This is a genomic window from Sphingomonas sp. R-74633 (assembly GCF_013416555.1).
Taxonomy (GTDB): Bacteria; Pseudomonadota; Alphaproteobacteria; order Sphingomonadales; family Sphingomonadaceae; genus Sphingomonas.
Map to the genome: position 1 here is coordinate 49,984 of NZ_JACCFG010000001.1, position 23,787 is coordinate 73,770.

18 protein-coding genes are annotated in these 23,787 nt (G+C 67.9%); 11 read left to right on the forward strand and 7 right to left on the reverse strand.

Going from position 1 to position 23,787, the window contains the following annotated elements; genetic code table 11:
• Positions 1-16: 16 nt before the first annotated feature.
• Positions 17-1,219 carry an ATP-binding protein gene (locus tag HZY97_RS00205; RefSeq protein ID WP_180139124.1) on the reverse strand — a complete coding sequence of 401 codons (1,203 nt, stop codon included), beginning with the start codon at positions 1,217-1,219 and terminating at the stop codon, positions 17-19.
• A 107-nt stretch (positions 1,220-1,326) separates the two neighbouring features.
• Between HZY97_RS00205 and HZY97_RS00210 the strand changes: the two genes are divergently transcribed.
• The 6 genes from HZY97_RS00210 to HZY97_RS00235 all read left to right on the forward strand — a co-directional run bounded on the left by HZY97_RS00210 (position 1,327) and on the right by HZY97_RS00235 (position 4,945).
• Entirely contained in the window at positions 1,327-1,713 is a 387-nt protein-coding gene (locus HZY97_RS00210; RefSeq protein ID WP_180139127.1) for a hypothetical protein, read from the forward strand.
• Positions 1,714-1,915: 202 nt separating this feature from the next.
• On the forward strand, positions 1,916-2,185 hold the full coding sequence (locus HZY97_RS00215; protein WP_180139130.1) for an HPr-rel-A system PqqD family peptide chaperone: 270 nt from the start codon (positions 1,916-1,918) through the stop codon (positions 2,183-2,185).
• A complete protein-coding gene (locus HZY97_RS00220) occupies positions 2,182-3,027 on the forward strand; it encodes an HprK-related kinase A (RefSeq protein WP_180139133.1) in 846 nt (281 codons plus the stop codon). The genes HZY97_RS00215 and HZY97_RS00220 overlap by 4 nt, the downstream gene beginning before the upstream one ends.
• Positions 3,024-4,034: a nucleotidyltransferase family protein gene (locus HZY97_RS00225; RefSeq protein WP_180139136.1), complete on the forward strand. Its 1,011-nt coding sequence runs from the start codon at positions 3,024-3,026 to the stop codon at positions 4,032-4,034. The genes HZY97_RS00220 and HZY97_RS00225 overlap by 4 nt, the downstream gene beginning before the upstream one ends.
• 82 nt (positions 4,035-4,116) lie before the next feature.
• Positions 4,117-4,482, forward strand: a complete 366-nt coding sequence (locus HZY97_RS00230) for a VOC family protein (RefSeq protein ID WP_180139139.1) — start codon at positions 4,117-4,119, stop codon at positions 4,480-4,482.
• A 61-nt stretch (positions 4,483-4,543) separates the two neighbouring features.
• Positions 4,544-4,945: a DUF4019 domain-containing protein gene (locus HZY97_RS00235; RefSeq protein WP_180139142.1), complete on the forward strand. Its 402-nt coding sequence runs from the start codon at positions 4,544-4,546 to the stop codon at positions 4,943-4,945.
• On the opposite strand, the gene HZY97_RS00240 is transcribed toward HZY97_RS00235, so the two are convergent.
• Positions 4,942-5,616 (reverse strand): HAD-IA family hydrolase, encoded by a 675-nt coding sequence (locus HZY97_RS00240; RefSeq protein ID WP_180139144.1) that lies wholly within the window; start codon positions 5,614-5,616, stop codon positions 4,942-4,944. The two genes, HZY97_RS00235 and HZY97_RS00240, sit on opposite strands and share 4 nt — an antisense overlap.
• A 73-nt stretch (positions 5,617-5,689) precedes the next feature.
• Between HZY97_RS00240 and glmU the strand changes: the two genes are divergently transcribed.
• The 3 genes from glmU to glmS are packed head-to-tail and all read left to right on the forward strand — an operon-like array spanning position 5,690 to position 9,291.
• Entirely contained in the window at positions 5,690-7,045 is a 1,356-nt protein-coding gene (glmU, locus tag HZY97_RS00245) for a bifunctional UDP-N-acetylglucosamine diphosphorylase/glucosamine-1-phosphate N-acetyltransferase GlmU (protein ID WP_180139147.1), read from the forward strand.
• Positions 7,045-7,437 (forward strand): hypothetical protein, encoded by a 393-nt coding sequence (locus tag HZY97_RS00250; protein WP_180139150.1) that lies wholly within the window; start codon positions 7,045-7,047, stop codon positions 7,435-7,437. Before glmU ends, HZY97_RS00250 begins: the two co-directional genes overlap by 1 nt.
• 30 nt (positions 7,438-7,467) lie before the next feature.
• On the forward strand, positions 7,468-9,291 hold the full coding sequence (gene glmS, locus HZY97_RS00255; RefSeq protein WP_180139153.1) for a glutamine--fructose-6-phosphate transaminase (isomerizing): 1,824 nt from the start codon (positions 7,468-7,470) through the stop codon (positions 9,289-9,291).
• Positions 9,292-9,297: 6 nt separating this feature from the next.
• Here glmS and HZY97_RS00260 read toward each other — a convergent pair whose 3' ends face one another.
• Positions 9,298-9,831: a GNAT family N-acetyltransferase gene (locus HZY97_RS00260; RefSeq protein ID WP_180139156.1), complete on the reverse strand. Its 534-nt coding sequence runs from the start codon at positions 9,829-9,831 to the stop codon at positions 9,298-9,300.
• Between the two features lie 129 nt (positions 9,832-9,960).
• Here HZY97_RS00260 and HZY97_RS00265 point away from each other — a divergent pair, with 129 nt between their 5' ends.
• Positions 9,961-10,254 carry a hypothetical protein gene (locus HZY97_RS00265; RefSeq protein WP_180139158.1) on the forward strand — a complete coding sequence of 98 codons (294 nt, stop codon included), beginning with the start codon at positions 9,961-9,963 and terminating at the stop codon, positions 10,252-10,254.
• A gap of 85 nt (positions 10,255-10,339) precedes the next feature.
• On the opposite strand, the gene HZY97_RS00270 is transcribed toward HZY97_RS00265, so the two are convergent.
• Positions 10,340-10,924 carry a phage tail protein gene (locus HZY97_RS00270; protein ID WP_218942837.1) on the reverse strand — a complete coding sequence of 195 codons (585 nt, stop codon included), beginning with the start codon at positions 10,922-10,924 and terminating at the stop codon, positions 10,340-10,342.
• Between the two features lie 390 nt (positions 10,925-11,314).
• Between HZY97_RS00270 and HZY97_RS00275 the strand changes: the two genes are divergently transcribed.
• On the forward strand, positions 11,315-20,176 hold the full coding sequence (locus HZY97_RS00275) for a tandem-95 repeat protein (RefSeq protein ID WP_180139161.1): 8,862 nt from the start codon (positions 11,315-11,317) through the stop codon (positions 20,174-20,176).
• A gap of 109 nt (positions 20,177-20,285) precedes the next feature.
• Here HZY97_RS00275 and HZY97_RS00280 read toward each other — a convergent pair whose 3' ends face one another.
• Genes HZY97_RS00280 through HZY97_RS00290 form a run of 3 tightly spaced genes read right to left on the reverse strand, consistent with a single transcriptional unit; the run spans position 20,286 to position 23,708 of the window.
• Complete coding sequence (locus HZY97_RS00280) at positions 20,286-20,645, reverse strand: response regulator (RefSeq protein ID WP_180139164.1); 360 nt, start codon at positions 20,643-20,645, stop codon at positions 20,286-20,288.
• A complete protein-coding gene (locus HZY97_RS00285) occupies positions 20,642-22,783 on the reverse strand; it encodes a PAS domain S-box protein (RefSeq protein ID WP_180139167.1) in 2,142 nt (713 codons plus the stop codon). The genes HZY97_RS00280 and HZY97_RS00285 overlap by 4 nt, the downstream gene beginning before the upstream one ends.
• A gap of 52 nt (positions 22,784-22,835) precedes the next feature.
• Complete coding sequence (locus HZY97_RS00290; RefSeq protein ID WP_180139170.1) at positions 22,836-23,708, reverse strand: CoA ester lyase; 873 nt, start codon at positions 23,706-23,708, stop codon at positions 22,836-22,838.
• Between the last annotated feature and the right edge of the window lie 79 nt (positions 23,709-23,787).

Sequence of the window (23,787 nt, forward strand, 5' to 3'; positions counted from 1 at the left end):
CTCTGTTTCAGTACGGTTACGTCTTTATGACAGCGATCACGGGAAGCAGCGCGGTGACCGTCGTTCCCTTGCCGACGGCGCTGGCAATGTCGAAGCGCCCGCGGTGCCGCTCGACGATATGCTTGACGATCGAAAGCCCCAGCCCGGTGCCGCCGATCGTCCGGCTGCGGCCCGGATCGACGCGGTAGAAACGCTCGGTCAGCCGCGGCAGATGCTCGGGGGGGATGCCGTCGCCCTGGTCGGTCACGCTCAGCCGGACCATCGAATCGCCCTCTGGCACCAGGCTGACGAGGATCGGCGTGCCCTCGCGCCCATACTTCATCGCATTGCCGATGACGTTGTGGAGCAGCTGGCTCAGCTGCGAGGCATCGCCGCGCACCGGCAGCGTCTCGGCGATCTCGGTCACCACGTCCGCCGCGCGCGGCGCGCCCGAAAGCTCCAGGCACACTTCGTCGATCAGCTCGTCCAGCGCCACGGGGTTGTCCGGCGCGCGATATTTCTCCGCTTCGATCCGGCTCAGCGAGATCAGGTCGTCGATCAGCCGCTGCATCCGCCGCGCCTCGCCGTGCATGATCTTGAGGAAGCGGTCGCGCAGCCCGGGATCGTCGCCCGCGCCGTCCTCCAGCGTCTCGACATAGCCGAGCAGGGAGGCGAGGGGGGTGCGCAGCTCGTGGCTGGCATTGGCGACGAAGTCGACGCGGATGCGCTCGGTGGCGTAGCTGCCGGTATGGTCGCTCAGATGGACGATGCGGCGGCCGTCGCTCAGCGTCTGCACCCGCATCTCCCAGCGCTGCTCGCGCGTGCCCAGCCCAACGAGGTGGATCGGCGCGGCAGGCTCCTGGTTGCCCGGCTCGAGCAGCGCCTCGGCGGCGGCGGGGTGGCGGATGGCGACGCGCACATCCTCGCCGATGATATGCTCGCCCAGCAGCGTGCGGGCGGCGCTGTTGGCGGCGATCACCCGGCGCTCTGCGATCAGCAGCACCGGCTCTGCGATGGCCTCGAGCACTTCGGCGATGCCCGGGCCCTCTGCGACGGCGGGAGCGGTGTCGAGCGGCCCGGCGGGATCGCCGCCTGCGGTCGCCACCAGCACGGCCGCGACGCCGCACACCAGCATGACCAGGCTCGTCTGCACGTCGCCGTTGAGCAACAGCCCCGCCAGCGCGCCCGCGGCGACGATGCCGAGCGCCACAAGCGCCTTGATACCGGAAGAATAGGGCATTCGCCGCCCTTCTAGGGGCGAGGCGCGCCAGCGGCAACGGGCCTGCCGTGCTTCTATCACCGTCGATTTACGATTGCGAAAGAGGGCGGGGCGCAGGAGAAGACATTATGGCAGACGAAAACCAGGGTCCGAACGCAAGCCGCCGCGCACTGATGCTCGGCGCCGCGAGCGCGTCGGCGATCGTCTCGATCCGCCCGGCGCTGGCGCAGACCAGTGCCTCGGTGATGAACTGCGAGATCCCGGTCCCCGATCCGGGCCGCGCCGGCCAATATATCGCGGCCGACGGCAAGCTCGTGCCCGCCGGCACCCAGGGTGCCTTCCCCGCCGCCGGCACCCCGTTCAAGGCTGCCGACGTCAAGAATGCGCTGAACGGCGGCACCTTGCCCGGCACCAGCTACGAACAGAGCCGCGCCTACACCAACTACATCCGCCGCCTGCAATCGGGCACCAGCGGCTTCACCTGCTTCGCCTCGCTGCAGATGCCGCGCGGCTGAGCGCCGTGACGAGGGCAGTTCGTCATCCCGGCGCTAGCTGGGATCGCATGTCGCAGGTCAACGCTATCCCTTCTTCGTCACCCCGGCCTTGTGCCGGGGTCCACTGTGCCTCCCATGCTGCGCTTCCGCCTCTTGCCTTGCACGCGCCTCCCGGTGGACCCCGGAACAAGTCCGGGGTGACGGTTGAGTTTGGGGCGTCGGCATGACCACCTACCGCGCCGCGCCGCCCGAAACCCTCCGCATCGTCCCGCTCGACGCGCTCACCCTGATCTACCACCGCGCCTCGGGCATCACCCATGTCGTGGACGCGCCGGTGCCCGAGATGCTCGAGGCGCTCGCCGCCGATGCGCTCTCGGTCGCCCAGCTGCTCGCGCGCCTCTCCGAACGCTATGACCTGCTCGACGCCGACCCGATGGCGCTCGCCGTCCGCCTCGACGAGCTGGTCGCCGCCGGGCTGGTGGAGCGGCTGTGAGGCACGTCACCCGTCTCCAGATCGGCCCCGCCGCCTTCCGCATCGGCAGCGACTGGCGCGCGCCCATAGCCGCGCTCGACGATCTCTACCGCGACTATCCGAAGCCCGAGATCCCGGACTTCAACGTCCACCTCTTCGCCGCCCGGCCGTGGCGCAAATATCTCCGCCCCTCGGTCCATATCGGCGGCGACTTCACGATTCCCGATGCCGCGCCGCTGCCGCTCGCTCAGGGGCTGCTCGCAGCCGAAATGGGGATGAACCTCCAGATGGCGCTCGCCCAGCGCCGCTATCTGCTGCTCCATGCGTCTGCAGTGGAACGGAACGGCAAGGCAGTGCTGATGACCGGCATCTCGGGTGCCGGCAAATCCACGCTCGCGGCTCTGCTGATGGCGCGCGGCTGGCGGCTGATGGGCGATGAGTTCGTGTTGATCGACCCCGTCACCGGCCTGGCCCACGCCTTTCCCCGCCTGATCAGCCTCAAGAACGAAGCGATCACCGTCGCACAGGCGGCGATGCCCGACGCCCGCTTCGGCCCGCTGCTTCGCGGCACCCCCAAGGGCGACATCCGCCACATCGTCCCCGACGCCCGCGCGGTTGCGGCGATGGCCGAGCCTGCCGAACCGGCGCTGCTGCTCTTCCCGCGCTTCGGCTTCGAGACAGCGGAACGTCCTGTTCCCCCAAGTGAAGCGTTCGTCCGCCTGACCCAGGCCTCGACCAACTATGTCCACCTTGCCGAGCGCGGCTTCGATGCGCTGACCCGGCTCGTCCAGGCCGTTCCGTCGCGCGCAATAGACTATCCAGACACCGAAGCTGGCATCGCCCTCGTGGAGTCGCTGGCATGACCCCCGGCTGGCGCCTTGCGCATGTCCTGCGCGACCCGTCGCTTGTGATCGCCTTCTCCGCACGCGAATGGACCGAACTCTTCGCCGTCGCGAGGGCGGAGCAGATGGCCGGCACGCTCGCGCACCGGCTGCAAGGCCTGGCGCTACCCGTTCAGATCGAGCGTCTGGTCGACGATGCCATTGCCTCGGCCGAACAGGTGCGGCTGGCGGCGCTGTGGGAAGCCGAAATGGCCCGCCGCGCGCTCGCTCCGCTCGAGGTGCCGGTGGTGCTGCTCAAGGGCACAGCCTTCGCCGCCGCCGGGCTTTCGCCCTCCGTGGGCCGCAACATCGGCGATCTCGACATCCTGGTCCCCCGCGACCGCATCGACGAGGTGGAAGTCGCGTTGCTCGCCGCCGGCTGGGAATGGGTGAAGCCCGATCCCTATGACGATGCCTATTATCGCCGCTGGATGCACGAGCTGCCCCCGCTCATCCACCGCGAGCGCGACCGGATGATCGACGTCCACCACACGATCCTCCCGCTGACCGCCCGGATCACCCCCGATGCACCGGCGCTGCTCGCCGCCAGCGAGCCGCTCGAAAACGGCCTGCGCCACCTTTCGCGTTCGGACATGCTTGTTCACGCCGTCGCCCACCTCCTGGCGGACGGCGATCTGGCCGGCGGGATGCGCAACCTTTGGGACTTTCACTGTCTGGTACAGGATGGAGGGGTGGACGGCCTGGCAGAGCGCGCCCGCCACCACGGCCTGGCCGCCGAGATGGCCCGCGCCGCCCGCCTCAGCCACGCCCTCTACGGCACCGAGGTCCCCTCTGAATGGCAGCGCGTGACCCCGCTCGACCGCCTCTATCTCCGCCGCCTGACGGCGCGCGACGGCTGGGGCCGCCAGACCCGCAGGCTCCTTCGCCAGGCCTTCTACATCCGCTCCCACTGGCTGCGCATGCCGCCGCTGATGCTCGCCCGGCACCTCTGGACCAAATACCGCAAGGGCTACCGCTCCGTCGGCTAACGGCATGAAACATAACGAGAACAAATTCTTGTTATGTAGGATTTCCGAGGGTACTCTCGCGGCGTTCGACAGGAGAGGTCCGATGTTCCGCAAGGTCGCTTTCACCATGTACCCGGTCCTCGATCTCGACCGCGCCCGTGCCTTTTATGAGCAGACGCTCGGCCTGCCGGAGAGCAGCACCGACTATGGCATTCCTTGGGTGGAATATGACCTCCCCGGCGGCGGCTGCCTCGCGCTCACCACCGTCACCGGCGACAAGCCTGCCTCCGATGCCGGCGGCACGATCGCCTTCGAAGTCGAGGATCTCGACGCGCTCTGCGCCGATCTCGAAGGAAAGGGCGTCACCTTCAAGACCGACCTGATCCATTCGCCGGTCTGCCGGATGCGCGTGATCCAGGACAGCGAAGGCAATGCGATCCTGCTCCACCAGCTCAAGAATCGGAGCTAATTCCCGTCGACACCGCCGCCGCGTGCTGGCAGCTTCGGCGCGAAACGGGGGAAGGGGTGTGATGCGGGTTCTGGTAATTCTGGCGGCTGCGCTAGCGCTGTCGGCATGTTCAATCGGCAAGGATGTGCCGGTTGCCGAGGCGGCCGTGGCCCATTTCCACCGGCAGCTTGATGCCGGCAAGTTCGCCGAAAGCTGGCAGCAGGGCGCGTCGGAGCTGCGCGGTGCAACCGCGCAGGACAAATGGCTCAAGCTGCTCGATGTCGTGCACACGAAGCTCGGCAAGTTCCGCAGCGCCAAGACGGTCGGCTGGAACGACAATTTCAACAATGGCGCACACTTCATCGTGCTCAATCAGGAAGCGCAATATGAGCATGGCGCCGCGCAGGAGCAGTTCGTCTATCGGATCGTGGCCGGCAAGGCGCAGCTCGCCGGCTATCACGTCAATTCGGATGCGCTGATCTAGCCGCCGAGCTTTTCCAGCGCCGGCACCAGTTCGGCGAAGCTGTCGATCACGGCGTCGGCGCCCAGTTCCTCGACCGGCTGCGAGAGGAAGCCGAAGCTGACGACAATGCTCGGCACCCCGGCATTCTTCGCGGCGAGCACGTCGTAGATCGAATCGCCGACGAACGCCGCGCGCCCGCCGCCGCAGCGCCGGATCATCTCCTCGATCGGCAAGGCGGAGGGCTTGGCGTTGCCCTTGCCCATCGTGTCGCCCCCGATGATCGTGGCGAAGCGCGCGCTGAGCCCGAGTTCGTCGATCAGCTTCACTGCCAGATACTCGAACTTGTTGGTGACAATTCCCAGCGTCACGCCCCTGGCCGCCAGCGCATCCAGTGCCTCGATCATGCCCGGGAAGGGGCGCGAATGGTCGCAGACATGGTCGCGGTACCAATCGAGCAGCGCCGGATAGACCCGCGCCATCAGCGCTGCGTCATAGCCGCCCGATGCCTCGAGCGCCTGCTCGAGCATATGCTTGGCGCCGCGCCCCACCATCGTCATCACCGCGGCACTGTCGAGCAGCGACCGCCTGGCCAAGCCGAGCGCGTGATTGGTTGCGCCGAGCAGGTCCGCGCTGGTGTCGATCAGCGTGCCGTCCAGGTCGAACCCGACGATATCGAAAGGGAAATCAGCCATCGCGGTGCTGCCTGCCAGCAGGGCTATGGAATTGGCAAGGTTATCGTGGCAGGGGGCGAGCGACGGAGGGACAATGACGGCACCGATCGCAGCAATCATCCTCGCGGCCGGCAAGGGCACGCGGATGAAGTCCGACACCCACAAGGTGCTCCATCCCATCGCCGGGCGGCCGATGCTGCTCCATCTGATCGACAGCGTGAAGGCACTGGGTGCCGAGCGCGAAGTCGTGGTGGTCGGCGCGGGCAAGGAGCAGGTCGAGGCCGCGGTCCACCCGCTTGGCGTCGAGACCGCCGAACAGGCCGAGCAGCTCGGCACCGGCCATGCCGTCCGTATGGCGGAGGCAGCGCTGACCGGCTTCGAGGGCGACGTCCTGATCCTCTATGGCGACGTGCCTTTGGTCACGCCCGAGACGATGCGCCGGATGCTCGACGCGCTGCACGGCGAGGGTGGCCCCAGCGTGGTTGTGCTCGGCTTCCGCCCGGCGGACCTTGGCGCCTATGGCCGGGTGATCGTCGGCGCCGACGGCCGGCTCGACAAGATCGTCGAATATAAGGACGCGAGCCCCGAAGAGCGCGCGGTCACGCTGTGCAATTCCGGCCTGATGGCGGTGCGCTCCTCGGACCTGTTCCGCCTGCTCGCCCAGCTGAAGAACGAGAACGCCGCCGGCGAATATTACCTCACCGACCTGGTCGAGCTTGCCGCCCAGGAAGGGCGCTTCTCGGTCGGCGTCGAGACCGACGCGATCGAAGTCGCCGGGGTCAACAGCCGCGGCGAACTGGCCGGGCTCGAATATGAGTGGCAGCAGCGCCGCCGCACCCGCGCGATGGTTGAGGGGGCGACGCTGATCGCGCCCGGGACGGTGTGGTTCGCCCATGACACCCAGCTCGGCCGCGATGTGACGATCGAGCCCAATGTCGTGTTCGGCCCGGGCGTCAGCGTCGCCGACCGCGTCACCATCCACGCCTTCTGCCATATCGAGGGCGCCGAGATCCTGTCGGGCGCCGATGTCGGTCCCTATGCCCGGCTGCGCCCCGGCACGAAGCTGGAACAGGGCGCCAAGGTCGGCAATTTCGTCGAGACCAAGAAGGCGCAGATCGGTCCGGGCGCCAAGGTCAACCACCTCAGCTATATCGGCGACGCCACCGTCGGCGCCGGGGCGAACATCGGCGCCGGCACGATCACCTGCAATTATGACGGATTTTTAAAGTACCGGACGGTGATCGGTAACGGCGCTTTTGTAGGTAGTAACAGCGCCCTGGTCGCGCCCGTCACCATCGGCGACGGCGCGATCGTGGGCGCCGGTTCGGTGGTTACCCGCGATGTCGAGGCCAATGCATTGGGGATCACCCGGGCCGAGCAGCAGGTGAAGCCGGGCTGGGCGCGGAGCTTCCGCGAGAAGATGAAGGCCCTGAAGGAAGGCAAGAAGTGATGCGCATGCGGTCCATGGTTGCGATGCTCGCCCTGACGCTCTCCACGCCTGCGTTTGCGCAGGCGGTGATGGGCCCGGCCGAGACCATTGCCGCGGCCAAGGCCGGCGACGTCACCGGCATCTTCGAGTTCGTCGTCGCTTCGGCCGGCGCGGGCGGGTTCAGCGCCTATCTCAACTCGGCGGCCGATTATCGCGATCCCGGCAACCTCACCATCGAGCTGCACACCACGGCGCGAAATGCGCTCAAGGACAAGCTTGGTGGGCATGCGGAAGATGTGCTCGTCGGCAAGCGCGTGCGCGTGAAGGGCGTTGCCCGCCGTGTGCCCGTCGGCTCGCATTTCCAGACGCGTATTGCGGTCGACAGCATCGACCAGATCGAAATCCTCGGCTGATCGCCGGGCTCAAGCAGGAATACCAAAAGCATGTGCGGAATCGTCGGGATCGTCGGCAAGGAAGACGTCGCAGAGCGGCTGTATGACGGGCTCAAGCGGCTCGAATATCGCGGCTATGACTCGGCCGGCATCGCCACCGATGTCGAGGGCCGGATCGAGCGCCGCCGCGCCTCGGGCAAGCTGGTCAATCTCGGCAAGGAGCTGGCGGCCAATCCGCTGCCCGGCACCACCGGCATCGCCCACACCCGCTGGGCCACGCATGGCGGCCCCACCACGAACAACGCCCACCCGCACGCCACCGGCGAAGTCGCGCTGGTCCACAACGGCATCATCGAGAATTTCAAGGCGCTGCGCGACGAGCTGCTCGCCCGCGGCCGCACCTTCGAGAGCGAGACCGACACCGAAGTCGTCGCGCATCTGGTGAGCGAGAAGGTCGAGGCCGGCATGGCCCCGGCCGAGGCGGTCGCCGAAGTGCTGCCGCGCCTGCACGGCGCCTTTGCGCTCGCCATCCTGTTCCGCCAGCATCCCGATCTGCTCGTCGGCGCCCGCCTCGGTTCGCCGCTGGTCGTCGGCTATGGTGAGGGCGAGACCTATCTCGGCTCCGATGCCCTCGCGCTCGCGCCGCTGACCCAGCGCATCGCCTATCTCGAGGAAGGCGACTGGGTCGTCATTACCCGGGACGGCGCCCAGATCTTCGACAAGGACAACAACCCCGTCGAGCGCCCGATCACCATCTCGGGCGTCACCGGCGAGCTCGTCTCCAAGGGCAATCATCGGCATTACATGCTCAAGGAGATCTACGAGCAGCCGATCGTCGTCGCCCAGACGCTGCGCTCCTACCTGCAGCGCATGGAAGAGCAGGTCACGCTGCCGATCCCGGACTTCGATCTCTCCGCGATCAAGCGCGTCACCATCGTCGCCTGCGGCACCAGCTTCTACGCCGGCATGGTCGCCAAATACTGGTTCGAGCAGTTCGCCCGCGTCGCCGTCGACCTCGATGTCGCCAGCGAGTTCCGCTACCGCGCGCCGGTGATGGAAGAGGGCGGCCTGATGATCGTCATCAGCCAGTCGGGAGAAACCGCCGACACGCTTGCCGCACTCCGCCACGCCCGCGCCGAGGGCCAGACGATCGCCGCGGTGGTCAACGTCCCCACCAGCTCGATGGCGCGCGAGGCGGACTTGCTGCTGCCCACCCACGCCGGCCCGGAGATCGGCGTCGCCTCGACCAAGGCGTTCACCTGCCAGCTCGCAGTGCTCGCCGCGCTTGCCGCCAATCTCGCCAAGGCGAAGGGCAAGCTGTCCGACGCCGAGGAGAAGGCGCTGGTCAAGCATCTCGCGGAGGCCCCGGCGGCACTCAACGCCGCGCTCGCCTATGACGAGGCGATCCAGGCGATGTCCGGCGTCGTCGCCGCGGCGCGCGACGTGCTCTATCTCGGCCGCGGCACCGATTATCCGCTGGCGCTGGAAGGCGCGCTGAAGCTCAAGGAAATCAGCTATATCCATGCCGAGGGCTATGCCGCCGGCGAGATGAAGCATGGCCCGATCGCGCTGATCGACGATGCCGTGCCGGTGATCGTGATCGCCCCCTCGGGTCCGCTCTTCGAGAAGACCGTCAGCAACATGCAGGAAGTGCAGGCGCGCGGTGGCAAGGTGATCCTGATCTCGGACTATGACGGGATCGAAGCGGCGGGCGAGGGCTGCGTCGCGACGATCACCATGCCCAAGGTCCACCCGCTGATCGCGCCGCTGGTCTATGCGGTGCCGGTGCAGCTGCTCGCCTATCATGTGGCCGTGGCCAAGGGCACCGATGTCGATCAGCCGCGCAACCTGGCGAAGTCGGTCACTGTCGAATAGGCTGGCTCACGGCCGCCAGATCATGCCCTGGTTGATCGCGGTGGGCTCGCCATGGTCAGCGAAACCCAGCCGCAGATAGAGCGCGCGGGCGCGAGGATTGTTGTGCATCACGCTCAGCCGCACGCCCTCGGCGCCCGCGTCAGCGGCGGCGCGCTGCAGCCAGCCGACCAGCGCGCTCCCGATGCCGCTGCCTTGCGCCGGGACCGCCAGCAATATGTCGATCAGCACCCATAAGGGCTCGTGCCGGTTGAAGTAGAAGCGGCCGATCGGCGTGCCGGCCTGCGTCACCGCGCGGAAATCGCCCTTCGAGTGCGCGACGACATAGTGCCGATGCTGCAACACGAATTGCTGGTCGAGAAAGGCGCGCTTCTCCACCTGCGACCAGGGCGCGAGCAGCAGGTCGGCGGCGCGTGAGGCGGCGTGAAGACCGGCGAACAGCGGCAAATGGCTGGCGTCGGCCTGCGGCAGTGCGATGCCAGGCAGGTCCAGCGGCGGCAGCGGCCTTGGCCTCGGGAAAGGCGGAAGGGCGACGCGCTCCATCAGCGATATTCTCCAGTCATTTGCCCCGAAGTGGCGCGGACTGGCTTCCCGCCCGGGGCTGAACCCGGCAGGATGCGGGTCCGCAGGGCTGGACGGCCATGAAGTGCGCGGAAGGGGGAGGAAGAATACATGCGATTGCTCGGGCCCGAAGAATTCCAACCCTGGGTCGGCCGCAAGGTCCGCGTCAATACCGTACCGGAGCCGACGGAGGTCACGCTGGACCGGATCGAGCTCAGCCCGCGCCTCGGCGCCGGTCTGGACTTTCGCCAGCCCTTCTCGCTGTTCTTCTCCTCGCCGCTGAAGGTCTATCTGCTCGACATGGGCTATGAGTTCGACTGCGGACGCGGCGGACCGCACACCATCGTCATCTCGCAGCTGCCGCCTCTGCCCAACATGCGCATCTACCAGGCGAGCTTCAACTAAGGCGTGCTTTCGGCGGAGGTCCGAAAAACTACGGGCCGCGCTGCTAGCAGGAGCGGCGCGGCCCGATGTTCGTTGCCGGTGCGGATCAGTTGCGCGAGGGGAAGAGGCCCGCCGTGCAGATGATCGCGGTCAGGCCCAGATAGGGCTGCATGATCGAGAACGGCAGGTTCTGGCCGGCCGGGCCGGTCGAGCCTGCGATCGTGCCGCCCGCGAGGTTGACCGGCGTGCCCGAGCCTGCCGGCGCGTAGATCACCGGCGAGCTCTTGCCGTCCGCGTCCTGCACCGATGCCAGGCAACCGCCCGCGATCGGATCGGCGCTCTCGTCGGCAGCCGCAACGCCAGTGCAGGCCTGCAGCGTATAGGGGATCGACACGCTGTGCACATGGGCGGGCATCTGGCTGGTGTTCAGCGTCACATTCTCGGTGCCCGAGATTTCGCCAATCTGATAATTGTGACCGACCCCGGGGGCCTGGCCGGTGCCGAGCGCCGCGCGTCCGCCGAGATGCGGCAGCTGGAACGTCTGCATGCCATTGCCGCCGAAGGTCGTACCGAGAATGGCAAACAATGCCGAGCTCTGTGAGATCGAGAGCAATTGCCCCATGCACATCTGAAAGTTCTTCGGCGCGAAATTGCCGCCGAAATACATGACCACTCCCATATAGGCTTCCATGAATATCCCTCCCAGCTGTGCAAGCGGCAGTCGACAACGGGCACAAGCCGCCCGCCGCGGAAGGAGTGACCCATCCGCGTTCGCGATCTCCGAGACGATGCTAACTAAATCTAGATTAACCGATCTACCTGCCGCGAAAACCTGCGGCAGTGCAGAGTATGTTCATCGTGTCGGGATGGCAATGAATTCAGTCGGAAATGGTGCAATTCGAGTAAAGAGCGGCCTGCTTCGAATAAAGACAGTTCTCACAGCCGCTTGCGCATGAACTGTCCTTGCCCTGAAAGAAAAATGCCCTAGTTTCCCGACGATATACGCTCACGCGACTCGCGATGGGCGTGGGGGGATTTTGGGGGCAATTTGATGCATATCGGTGCAATTCCAGCGCTTTGTATGCTTGGCAACGCCATTCGATCCGTCGCGTCGAGCGCTCGACGGGGATTTGGCGCTGCAGCTACCCCTCGTCCCAACCCCAGGGCTGTCGCGCAACTGGCGCTGCTGCTGCTCTTCGGCATCGCGGTTCCCGCGGCCCAGGCATCGACGGGCTGCGACGCGATCAACAGCAATTCAGTCTATTTCCAGGGAAGCGCGACCTATGCCGCAGGTACGCTGACCTCGGGGCTGAAGTTCAAGAACGCGAACCAGAATTCCTACAGCATCGTTCGCACGTCCGCGCAGACCGCCGACAGCAACGTCGGGGGTAACTGGGCCTCGACGCTGGTCCCCGACGGCACGACGACCTATACCTTTGCCGCCGGCGACACGATCAACCTGAATGTGGATGTGAATTCCTATTCGGGCACCGGCACCTATAATGTCAGCATCCTCCACGCCGCCAGCAATGGGGCGAGCACGGTGGAATATGCAGGTGGCACCAGCACCCTGACGTCGAGCGGTGGCACTGTGAGCTATGTCGTCGGCGCCAGCGATACCGAGATCGGTCTTCGTTTCCTCCGTTCGGGAACCAATCTCAACGCGGACATCGATTATCAGATGACCTGTGTGTCGGCCTCCGGCCCGGCGACGCAGCTCGATTTCGTCCAGCAGCCGACCTCGACTGTCGCCAATGCGGCGATCAGCCCGTCGATCACCGTCCGTATCCTCGATGCGGGCGGTACCCTGACGACCAGCACCGCGGCCGTCACGCTCGCGATCGCCAACAATCCGGCTTCCGGCACGCTGGCCGGCACCAGCACGGTGAACGCAGTGGCCGGCGTGGCGACCTTCCCCGGGCTGAGCATCAACAAGTCCGGCAACGGCTACACGCTGTCGGCTGCCTCGGCCGGGCTCAGTCCGGACACCAGCTCGGCGTTCAACATCACACCCGGCGCGACCACGCAATTCACTGTCACGGCGCCTTCAACGGCGACGGCGGGAGTCGCGTTCAACACGCTTGTCGTGACGGCGAAGGACGCCGCCGGCAATACCACGCCTGCTTATGCGGGCACGGTGCATTTCACCTCCAGCGATGGCGCGGCGGTGCTGCCTGCAAACTCCACGCTGACCAGCGGCACCGGCACTTTCTCGGCTACGCTCAACACCGTCGGCTCGCGGACGATCACTGCGACCGATACGGTGACGGGCTCGATCACGGGCACATCGGGTGCGATCACCGTGGCCACGCCGGCGCCCACCGCCTCCGCGGCTAGCGCGAACGCGGCCTACAGCAATGGTTCGCCGGCGGTTCCGACCAATATCGACCTGACCGCCTCGGTGGCGAACGCCAGCTTCGTCAGTCCGGCGACTGCGCCGACGCACGGCACGCTCAATGTGGCGAACGGTGCGAATGCCGCGGGCAAGGTGCTGATCTACACGCCGACCGCCGGCTATCACGGCGCCGACAGCTTCACTTATCGCGCAGTCGCGTCGGACGGCACGACCGTTTCCGCTTCGCCGGCGACCGTGACGATCACGGTGGCCGATCCGGTGCTCACGGCGAGCGTTTCCGGCACCGGTGCGGCGGCAGGCGCGCCGCTCAGCGGCTATACCATCGACACGACGGGCGGTTTCGGCACGCGCACCTGCGCGCCCGGCGCCACCGCGCCGCCGGCCTGGCTGACGGTGAATTCGAACTGCACGCTCACCGGCACGCCGCCGGGAGGGGGCACGGTGAACTTCGGCGTCGACGTCACCGACCAGTCCAACCCGGCCTTCACGGCGTCGAACAAGCCGGTGAGCTTCAACATCCTGTCGAATGACGCGACGCTGTCAGCGCTCGCGATCAAGAACGGCGCGACGACGCTCACGCTGACCCCCAGCTTCGCTTCGGGCACGATCAGCTACACGACCAGCGTTGCGAGCAACGTGACCTCGGTCACCGCCACGCCGACGGTCAATGCCGCGGGCTCGACCGTGACGGTCAACACCGTCGGCGTTACCTCGGGCAATCCGTCGGGCGCGATCGGCCTTGCGGTCGGTACCAATCCGGTCGTCGTGCACGTCACCGCGCCGGACGGCGTGACCACCAAGGACTATACCGTCACGGTCACCCGCGCGACGCCGGTGCCGACGCTTACCTCGCTCTCGGCCTCCGTCGCCAATGGCGTGGGCAGCACCACGGGCGGCGGCAGCGCGAGTACGCTGACGCTCACCGGCTCGGACTTCACCAACGCGACGCAGGTGAATTTCGGCGCGGCGACCCTCAGTGGCGGGGCCTTCACGATCGCCAGCGACACCTCGATCACGCTCACCGTGCCGACCGCGGCGCTGGCGGGCGCAACCGGTGCGGGCAGCACGATCACCGTCAGTGTCGCGTCGAGCGCGGGCACCAGTGGCACGCAGAGCTTCACCTATGTGCTGACGCCGACCGTCAACGCGGTGACCACGCCGAGCAATGACAACACGCCGACCTTCACTGGCACCGCGGCGCCGAACGCGACGATCAACCTGACGCTCACCGGCCCGTCGTCGCTGAGCACCAGCGCGATCACCGCCAATGGCGGCGGCGCCTGGACCTATACGCCGACGGCCCGTTCGGACGGCAGCTACACCGTGTCGGTCACCCAGACTCTGTCGACGGTCACGTCCGGCAGCTCGGGCGCGGTCGCGTTCGACATCGACACCACGGGTCCGGCCGCGCCGGTCGTGACCTCGCCGACCGAAGGTGCGAGCACCGGCAGCAACGTGACGCTGACCGGCACCACCGAGGCGGGCACCACGGTCGAGGTCAAGATCGACGCCGGCGGCTTCCTCGCCGCGTCGGTGACCGGCACGAGCTGGAGCTACAACGCCACCGGCCTCGCGGTCGGCGGGCATAGCGCCACCGTCCGCGCCCGTGACGCGCTCACCAATCCCTCGACCGATGCAGTCCGCAACTTCACCGTCGCCTCGGGTCCGTCGATCGGCTCGCTGTCGCCGAGCGGCGGCCCGATCGCGGGCGGCAACACGGTGACCGTCAACGGCGCCAACCTCACCGGCGCAACGCTGACGGTCGATGGCGGCGCGGTTGCGACCAGTGGCAATACCGGTTCGAGCTTCTCCTTCGTCGCGCCGGCGCATGCCGTCGGGCCGGCGACCGTCGTGGTAACCACCGTCGGCGGTACCGCGTCGAGCAGCTATACCTATATCGCGCCGGTGACGCTCTCGCCCGCGTCCGGGACACTGCCCGGCGGCACGGCGATGACCGCCTATTCGCAGAGCTTCACCGCGAGCGGGGGTACTTCACCCTATACCTATGGCTCGACCGGCACGCTGCCGCCCGGCACCACCTTGTCGGCCGGCGGCGCGCTCTCCGGCACGCCGACCGCAGCGGGTACTTTCAACTTCAATGTGACCGCGACCGACAATTCGGCGACCTTCGGGGGCAGCGCCCTCACCGCGACCGAGAGCTATTCGATCGCGATCGCGCTGGCGAGCCAGACGATCACCTTCGGCCCGCTGCCCAACACCTCGCTCTCGGCCGCGACGCTGACGCTGACGGGCGGTACCGCCGCCACGGCCTCGTCGACCCTGGCGGTGACCTATGGCTCGACCACCACGTCGATCTGCACCGTCAGCGGCAATGTGGTGACGCTTGTCGCCATCGGCACCTGCACGATCACTGCCGACCAGGCCGGCAACGCCGCCTATAGCGCAGCGCCGCAGGTCTCGCAGAGCTTCACGGTGACGCCAGCCACTCTGACGATCGCCGTCACCGCGCCTGTCAGCGCATTGACGGTGGGCACGAGCTACACCCAGACGAATCAGGCCGCGGGCGGTCTCACGCCCTACATCTATGCGATCGCGTCCGGGGCCCTGCCAGCTGGCACGACTCTCGATCCCGCTACGGGCACGGTTGCGGGCAGCCTGACGACCGCGGGCGGCTTCAGCTACTCGATCCAGGCGACCGACCATCAGGGGACACCGGTCACCGTCACGGGAACCACCGTGTCGGGCACCATCGCCAAGGCCAACCAGACGATCACCTTCCAGTCGAGTGCTCCCATCGGCGCATCGGTGGGCGGCGCTGCTTACACCCCGACCGTCACGGCTTCCTCGGGGCTGCCGGTAACCCTCTCCCTGGATGGCGCCAGCAGCGGCTGCGTGCTCTCGGGCGGTACGATCACCTTCAATGCGACCGGTACCTGTGTGGTCAATGCCAACCAGGCCGGCGACAGCAACTGGAACCCGGCGACGCAGGACCAGCAGAGCTTCACGGTAAACGCGGCGGGCGCGATCGGCGTAACGGTCAGCTTCTCGTCGAGCTCGATCGGCGTCGGCCAGGCCGGGACCGCGACGATCACCTTCACCAACGGCAATGCCTCGGCCTCGCCCAACATCGCGCCACTGTTCAGCGGCTCGGCGCTGGTCAGCCGCGGCGCGTTGGGCGGCACCTGCGGCGCAAGCGGAGCGGATAGCGGCGCCGACTTCCAGTTCAACGGCTTCAGCGTGCCCGGCCTGGGCAGCTGCACCGTCACGATCGACTATACCGGTGTCACCGCGGGTTCGGTGGCGGGCCTCTCGCTCGGCGGCTTCACGCCGAGCGGCTATGCGCCCACCGGTGCGGCCAGCAGCAGCGGCTTTGCCGTCCTGCCGACGGTGACCGGCGTGTCGCCGAACACGGGGCCGGTCGGCCAGGTGGTGACGGTCAGCGGCACCGGCTTCAGCATCACCCCGGGCAACAACACCGTGACCTTCGGGTCGGCGGGCAACGGCGCCGTCACGGCCGCGAGCGCGACCTCGCTCACCGTCACCGCGCCGGCTGTCGGCACGGGCGCGCAAACCATCACGGTCAAGGTCAACAACGAGACCAGTACGGGGTCTGCGGCGATCTTCACCTTCGTCGCGCCGCCGACCACGCCGCCCGTGTCGCAGGCGGTGGCCTATGACAGTCCCGGCACGGTGATCCACCTGGCGAGCTCGATCACCGGCAGCTATACCAGCGTCATCGTCACCACCCCGACGCACGGCACCGCCACCATCGCGGGCACCGACGTGACCTATATCCCGACCGCCGGCTATTTCGGGCCGGACAGCTTCGACTATACCGCGACCGGGACGGGCGGATCGAACACGGGTACGGTGACCCTCACGGTGGCAACCCCGGCAGCTCCGACGGTCGCCGCCCAGAGCGCCGCAGTTCCCTATAACAGTGCGGGCACGGCGATTGACTTGTCCGGCTCGATCAGCGGCGTCCATACCGGTATCGCCACCAGCACACCGTCGCACGGCACGGTGACCATCACGAACGACGTGGTCACCTACACGCCGACGACCGGCTATTTCGGGCTGGACAGCTTCACCTACACGGCAACCGGTCCTGGCGGCACTTCGCCCCCGGCCACGGTGACTGTGACGGTCGGGAACCCGCCTGCGCCGAGCGTCGCCAACAAGACCGGCGTCGCGGTGCCCTATGCCAGCACCGGCACAGCGATTGATCTCACTGCCTCGATCACCGGCGTTCATACCAGCATCGCGACCAGCACGCCGGCAAACGGCACGGTGAGCATCGCGGGCGACGTCGTCACCTACACTCCGGCGGCCGGCTATTATGGCGCGGACAGCTTCACCTACACGGCCACCGGCCCCGGCGGCACTTCGGCGCCCGCTACCGTATCGCTGACGGTGGCGACGCCGGCGGCCCCAGTCACGGCGGACAAGCCGGGCGTGGCAGTGCCCTATGCAAGCGCGGGCACGGCGATCGACCTGACGGCCTCGATCACCGGCGTTCACGCGACCATCGCGATCGGCACGACGCCGGCGCATGGCAGCGTTACGATCGCCGGCGATGTGGTGACCTACACTCCGGCGGCCAGCTATTATGGCGCGGACAGCTTCACCTACACCGCGACCGGCCCGGGCGGCACGTCGAACGTCTCGACGGTCAACCTGACCGTGGCGACGCCCGCTGCACCAGTCGCGTCGAACAGGAGCGGCGTCGCGGTTGCCTATAACAGCGCCGGTACCGCGATCGACCTGTCCGGCTCGATCACCGGCGTCCACGCCAGCATCGCCACCAGCACGCCCTCGCATGGCACGGTGACCGTCGCGGGTGACGTCGTCACCTACACGCCGGCCACGGGCTATTTCGGCCCGGACAGCTTCACCTTCACGGCGACCGGTCCTGGCGGCAGCTCGCTCGCGGCGACGGTAAGCCTGACGGTGGCCACCCCGGCGGCGCCGGTCGCGGCCGACAAGAGCGGCGTGGCAGTGCCCTATGCGAGCACCGGCACGGCGATCGATCTGTCGGGCTCGGTCACCGGCGTCCATACGGCAATCGCGATCGGCACGGCGCCGGCGCATGGCACGGTGGCGATTGCCGGCGATGTCGTGACCTACACGCCGAACCCGGCGACCTATTATGGCGCGGACAGCTTCACCTTCACTGCGACCGGCCCGGGCGGCACCTCGGCCCCCGCGACAGTCTCGCTGAGCGTGGCGCTCCCGCCGGCGCCGGTAACGGCGGACAAGAGCGGCGTCGCGGTGCCCTATGCCAGCGCGGGCACGGCGATCGACCTGTCGGGTTCGATCACCGGCGTGCGTTCCGCGATCGCGATCGGCACGGCGCCGGCGCACGGCACGGTGACCATCGCGGGTGAGGTCGTGACCTACACCCCGGCGGCGACCTATTATGGCGCGGACAGCTTCACCTACACGGCCACCGGCCCGGGCGGCACCTCCGCCGCCTCGACGGTGAGCGTGACGGTGGCGACGCCCGCGGCGCCGGTCGCGGCCGCCAAGAGCGGTGTCTCCGTCGGCTATAACAGCGCCGGCACCGCCATCGATCTGGCCCCGTCGATCACCGGGGTGCACAGCGCGCTGACGGTCGCCACGGCGCCGACGCACGGCACCACCACGGTCAGCGGCGATGTCGTCACCTACAAGCCGACCGCCGGCTATTTCGGGGCGGACAGCTTCGCCTACACCGTCACCGGCCCGGGCGGCACCTCCGCCGCGGCGACGGTGAGCCTGACGGTCGCCACGCCGCCGCCGCCGGTCGCGGCGCCGGGCACCGGCTCGGTCGCGGGCAGCACCACCACGGCGGGTACCAGCGTCAATATCGACCTGTCGGCGCTGGTCACCGGCGTCTATGACACGATCCAGATCCAGACGCCGCCGGCGCACGGCACCGTAACGCTGAGCGGCGGCACGCCCAATACGCCGGCCAAGGGCGATGCTGCCCCGGCCAGCCCGATCATCGCGACCTACACCCCGGCGGTGAACTATGCCGGTACCGACAGCTTCACCTTCGTGGCGGTCGGCCCGGGCGGCACCTCCGCGCCTGGCACAGTGTCGATCACCGTGGTCGGCCAGGTGCCGGTCCCCGTCGCCAAGACGGCAACCACGGGTGACGGCCAGATGGTCTCGGTGATGCTCACCGACGGGGCGCAGCGCGGTCCGTTCACCGGAGCGACCGTGGTCAGCGTCTCGCCGGCCAGCGCAGCCACCACCGCGATCGTCGCGGCAGGCGGGGGCTATCGCCTCGACGTGACGCCGAACAACCGCTTCGGCGGCACGATCGTGGTCACCTATACGCTGAGCAACCTCTACGGCGCCTCGCTGCCGTCCACGGTCACGCTCACCGTCCAGGCGCGCCCCGATCCGCGCAACGATCCGAACGTTGGCGCGATCAGCGATGCCCAGTCCGAAGCGACCCGCCGCTTCGCCCGCGCGCAGGTGTCCAACTTCATGCGGCGCACCGAGCAGCTCCATAATGGCGGCGGCCAGGCCGGCATGGCGATGGGCGTGACGCTCGTCTCGCGCGACGGCTATGGCGGAATGCAGCGCCCCGACGACCGGGATTGGGGCCTTGCGATCACCGAGCGGATGCGGATTTCGGGTGAGGATCCGGCGATCGGCCAGTTCGCCAATGATCCGCAGTCGCCGCTCTCGCGCGGGGACAAGCTCGGCTACGCCCGGACGATGACCACGGCGGGCGGCACGACTTCGGCTGCGGACGCACCCTATCAGGCCGCGGAAACGAACGAGGATGGCACCCGCCGCACCGGTTCGGTGGCGACCTGGGCGGGCGGCGCGATCGACATCGGCACGCGCGACAAGACCACCGACCGCACCAAGGTGACGGCAACCACCGCCGGTCTCAGCGCCGGTGCCGACATCAAGCTCGGCGACGGGATCGTCGTCGGCCTGGGCGGCGGCTATGGCAATGACCTCAGCCGGATCGGCTCGGGCGCGCAGGTGCGCGGCACCAGCACGCTCTATGCCGCCTATGCCAGCCTCCAGCCGGCCCAGGGTGCCTTCATCGATGGCGTGATCGGCCGCGGCCAGCTCGACTTCACCACCCGGCGCATCGCCGCGGCGGTGGATGCCACGGCACGCGGCAGCCGCGACGGCAACTATACGGTGGCGGGCATCTCGCTCGGCATCGATCGCAGCAATGGCGGCCTGCAATGGTCGATCTACGGCCGCGGCGAATATATGGATGCCGATCTCAAGGCCTATACCGAGAGCGGGGCAGGGCGGTACAATCTGCGCTTCGATGCCCGTCAGGTCAGCTCGATCACCGGTACGATCGGCGCCCGCTTCCAGTATCGCCAGAAGATGAGCTTCGGTTCGGTCACGCCGCGCGTCCGCGCTGAGTGGAACCATGAGTTCGCCGATGTCGATGCCCAGTGGCTCGATTATGCCGACATCCCGGGTGCCGCGACCTATGCGCTCACCGGCAATGGCTGGAAGCGCGAGCAGCTCCAGCTTAGCCTGGGCGCGCGGTTCGACATATTGAAGGGCGGCTGGTCGTTCGACTTCGAGACCGGGCTGCGCACCGGCCAGGGTGAGAAGGCCGGCACGCTGCAGCTTCGCCTGTCGAAGCAGTTCTAAAGGCGGGGACCGGGGCGGCGGCTGCGCTGCTCCGGGCCTTGCAATGTAGGATTTCGCCTGCTTGGCTTCCGCCTTGTTGGTTCTTTGGCAAGTCGCCCCGCGGGCGCGATCAGGTCCGGAGCATCTGGCCGAGCGCGCCGGCCACCTGGGCCTCGCGATAGGGTTTCTCGATCATCGGCACGCCTTCGCCAAAGCCCTCGGGCGGATTGCCGTAGCCGCTGGCAAAGGCGAAGGGCAGGCCGCGTTCGCGCAGCATCTGGGCGATCGGGGTGCTGCGCTCGCCGCCCAGATTGATGTCGAGGATCGCCGCGTCGAAGCCGCCGGCCTCGGCCAGCGCGATGCCCTCGGCCAGCCGGCTGGCCGGCCCGATCGTCTCGCAGCCTAGCGCCTCCAGCATGTCCTCGAGGTACATCGCCACCACGGGCTCGTCCTCGACGATCAGCACGCGCAGGCCATCCAGCCCGCTCATTCCGCGCCCTCGGGCAGCGGGGCGTCGACCGTGCAGACCAGTCCCTCGGGGCGGAACTCGATCGCCACCGTGCCGCCCAGCTCGGCGGCCAGCCCGCGCTCGATCATCCTGGTACCGAAGCCGCGCCGCGTCGGGATGGTAACCGCCGGGCCGCCCTGTTCCTGCCAGGTCATGGTCAGCCGCGCCGGGCCGCCGTCTCGCACGCGCTGCCAGGCGATCGTCACATGACCCTCGGGCCGCGACAGGGCGCCGTGCTTCACCGCATTGGTCGCCAGCTCGTGGATCGCCAGCGCCAGGCTGATCGCGGTCTTGGGCAGGATCGTCAGGTCGGGCCCGTCCAGCGTGAAGCGGCCGCTTTCGCCGCCATGCGGGCGCAGCGCGTCGTCGATGATCTGGCGCATCGAGACGAGGCTCCAATGCTCGCGAGTGAGCAGGCTGTGCGCCTCCGACAGCGCCGCCAGCCGGCCCTCGAACGCCGCGCGCGCCTGGCGTGGGGGCACGTCGTCCTTGAAGCTTTGCTGGGCGATGCCCTGGACGATCGCCAGCGTGTTCTTCACCCGGTGGTTGAGCTCGTCGACCAGCAGCCGCAGATGCGCCTCGGCACGCTTTGCCTCGGTCATGTCGCGGGCGATCGCGTGCAGCGCCACCGGCCGGCCCTGCTCGTCGAGGCTGAGCTGCGAATTGACTTCCCAGATCAGCTCGCGCCCGCCCTTGGCACGCAGCTTCACGGTAAGCCGGGTCGATCCGCCATGCTGGAGCTTGCGGTTGAACGCATCCATGGCGATCCCGAACTGGTCCGGGTCCATGAAGTCGCTGATCGTGCGGCCGATGATCTCGCCCACGGGATAGCCGATCGCCTCGATCACCGCCGGGTTCACCGAAGTGATCCTGTTGTCGAGCGTGGTGGTGATCAGGAAGTCGTTGGCCTGCTCGAAGATCGTGCGGAAGCGCGCCTCGCTCTCCCGCAGCTCTTCCTCGGCCCATTTGCGGTCGGTCACGTCGAACGAGACGCCGACGAAGCGGCTCATCCGGCTGTCGGCATAGTCGATGCGGCTGCCATGGCTCTGCAGCCAGCGTTCGGCGCCGTCATCGGCGCGCAGGATGCGGTATTCGATCGTATAGGGCACGCCTTGCTCGAAGCAGCGGCGGGCGGCGGTCTCGGCCAGCGCGCGATCCTCGGGATGCACGCGGTCGAGCCATTCCTGGAAGGTACCGCGGCTGTCCGGGCTGCGCGGCATGCCGAGCAGGTCGAAGCGGTTGGGCGACCACACCCCCTCCAGCGTCTCGAGATCGACTTCCCAGGTGGCCATGCCCGCCGTCTCGGTGGCGAGGCGCAACGTCTCCTCGCTCCGGCGCAGCGCCTCCTCGTCCTCGCGCCGCTGAGTCACGTCAAGTGTCACCGAAAGCACGCCGAACGGCTCGCCCGTCGGTCGGCGGATCACCGCCACCGAATTGTTCACCCACACCACGCCGCCATCCTTGCGGATATAGCGCTTCTCGTGGGTGTAGGAGGTGCCATCGCGCACCGCCTTGTCGAACAGCGGCACGTTGCGGGCGAGATCGTCCGGGTGGGTGATCTGCTGCATGGTCATGCCCATCAGCGCGTCGCGGCTCCAGCCGGCGATTTCGCAGAACCGGTCGTTGACCAGCGTGAAATTGCCCTCGAGGTCGACCTGAGCAAAGCCCGCGGTGGTCTGGCTGATAAAGGCGGAGAGCTGTGCCTCGCGTTCCCGAAGCGCGAGTTCGGCGGTCTTGGCGGCGGTCACGTCGTGCGCGACCCCGATAAAGCCGATGTGCCGCCCTTCCGCGTCGCGGCGCGGCTGCGAGGTGGAGTGGAGCCAGCGCCATTCGCCCTGCGCGTTGCGATAGCGGCCTTGCAGCTCGAAAGTGGCAAGGCTCGCCTCGCCCGCGATCGATTCCTCGAGCATCCGCGCCGCATCGTCGGGATGGATGATCCGCCGCCAGTCGAAGCTCAGCGCTTCTTCATAGGAGACGCCGAGGAACTCGACATAGGCGCGGTTGACGAAGCTGCGCTGCCGGTCGAGCCGCGTGACCCACACGGAAACGGGGGCGCTGTCCGCGATCAGGCGGAATTCGTCCTCGCCCACCGGGAGCGGTTCGGCCGAAGCGTCGATCATCTGGCCCCAAGCAGCTGCATCAGTGATTTCCTAGACTTAGCGCAGCTAAACATCATTCCCGGCGCATGGCCAGCACGGCTTGTGCGCGCTTGAGATGCGGCATGTCGAGCATCTCGCCGTCCATGCCGATCGTGCCCACGCCCGGCGCCGCGGCGAAGGCGGCAACGATGCGCTCGGCCCGTTCGACCTCGGCAGGCGAGGCGGAAAAGGCGCGGTTGATCACCGGCACCTGGTCGGGATGGATCGCGAGCATGCCCCGGAACCCCGCACGCCGCGCCTTGGTCGCGACTTTCTCCAGCCCGTCAAGGTCGCGGAAATCGCCATGGATCGTCTCGATCGGCGTCACCGCAGCCGCCGCAGCCCCGGCCAGCGCGAGCGCGCGGAACACCTGATAGGGAAAGTCATATTCGCCGCTTTCGTCGCGATTGTGCGTGGCGCCCAGCGCGGTTGCGCTGTCCTCCGCCCCCCAGGTGAGCGCGGCAAGGCGCGGGCAGCCGCCATAATTGCCCAGCCCGAAGATCGCCGGCGCCGTCTCGGTCGCCACCACGATCGTGCGGATCTCGCCCTGCGGCAGGCCGTGCGCCGCCTCGAGCGCGGTCAGATAATGGTGGAGCAATTCCGCCTCGGCGCGGGTCGCCTTGGGCAGCATGATCCCGTCGGGTTTGCCTGGGACGATCGCGGCCAGGTCGGCCAGCGCGTGGGGCGTGTCGAGCGGGTTGATCCGCACCCATTGCGGCTGGGCACGCTCGGCAGTCTTCAGATGTTCGGCGACCAGGGCGCGCGCCGCCGGCTTGTTCGCCTCGGCCACTGCGTCTTCGAGATCGAGCAGCACCAGATCAGCCCCGCTCGCACCCGCCTTGGTGATCTTCCGTTCGGAATCCCCCGGCGCGAACAGCAGCGATCGTGCGGCCAGCACTTCAGTCATGCATCCTCCTGTTATCCGGCCTTGCTATCGTGCCGGGGCAGGCGGGTAAACCAAAGCGCGCGCCTTAACCCTGTCACGC

Bases quoted from the DNA above. Each gene is read 5' to 3' on its own strand.
- HZY97_RS00250 (WP_180139150.1), top strand. From the start codon at position 7,045: ATGCGCATGCGGTCCATGGTTGCGATGCTCGCCCTGACGCTCTCCACG.
- HZY97_RS00285 (WP_180139167.1), bottom strand. From the start codon at position 22,783: ATGATCGACGCTTCGGCCGAACCGCTCCCGGTGGGCGAGGACGAATTC.
- HZY97_RS00230 (WP_180139139.1), top strand. From the start codon at position 4,117: ATGTTCCGCAAGGTCGCTTTCACCATGTACCCGGTCCTCGATCTCGAC.
- HZY97_RS00210 (WP_180139127.1), top strand. From the start codon at position 1,327: ATGGCAGACGAAAACCAGGGTCCGAACGCAAGCCGCCGCGCACTGATG.
- HZY97_RS00275 (WP_180139161.1), top strand. From the start codon at position 11,315: ATGCTTGGCAACGCCATTCGATCCGTCGCGTCGAGCGCTCGACGGGGA.
- HZY97_RS00215 (WP_180139130.1), top strand. From the start codon at position 1,916: ATGACCACCTACCGCGCCGCGCCGCCCGAAACCCTCCGCATCGTCCCG.
- HZY97_RS00265 (WP_180139158.1), top strand. From the start codon at position 9,961: ATGCGATTGCTCGGGCCCGAAGAATTCCAACCCTGGGTCGGCCGCAAG.
- HZY97_RS00205 (WP_180139124.1), bottom strand. From the start codon at position 1,219: ATGCCCTATTCTTCCGGTATCAAGGCGCTTGTGGCGCTCGGCATCGTC.
- HZY97_RS00225 (WP_180139136.1), top strand. From the start codon at position 3,024: ATGACCCCCGGCTGGCGCCTTGCGCATGTCCTGCGCGACCCGTCGCTT.
- glmS (WP_180139153.1), top strand. From the start codon at position 7,468: ATGTGCGGAATCGTCGGGATCGTCGGCAAGGAAGACGTCGCAGAGCGG.
- HZY97_RS00270 (WP_218942837.1), bottom strand. From the start codon at position 10,924: ATGGAAGCCTATATGGGAGTGGTCATGTATTTCGGCGGCAATTTCGCG.
- HZY97_RS00290 (WP_180139170.1), bottom strand. From the start codon at position 23,708: ATGACTGAAGTGCTGGCCGCACGATCGCTGCTGTTCGCGCCGGGGGAT.
- HZY97_RS00280 (WP_180139164.1), bottom strand. From the start codon at position 20,645: ATGAGCGGGCTGGATGGCCTGCGCGTGCTGATCGTCGAGGACGAGCCC.
- HZY97_RS00260 (WP_180139156.1), bottom strand. From the start codon at position 9,831: ATGGAGCGCGTCGCCCTTCCGCCTTTCCCGAGGCCAAGGCCGCTGCCG.
- glmU (WP_180139147.1), top strand. From the start codon at position 5,690: ATGACGGCACCGATCGCAGCAATCATCCTCGCGGCCGGCAAGGGCACG.
- HZY97_RS00235 (WP_180139142.1), top strand. From the start codon at position 4,544: ATGCGGGTTCTGGTAATTCTGGCGGCTGCGCTAGCGCTGTCGGCATGT.
- HZY97_RS00240 (WP_180139144.1), bottom strand. From the start codon at position 5,616: ATGGCTGATTTCCCTTTCGATATCGTCGGGTTCGACCTGGACGGCACG.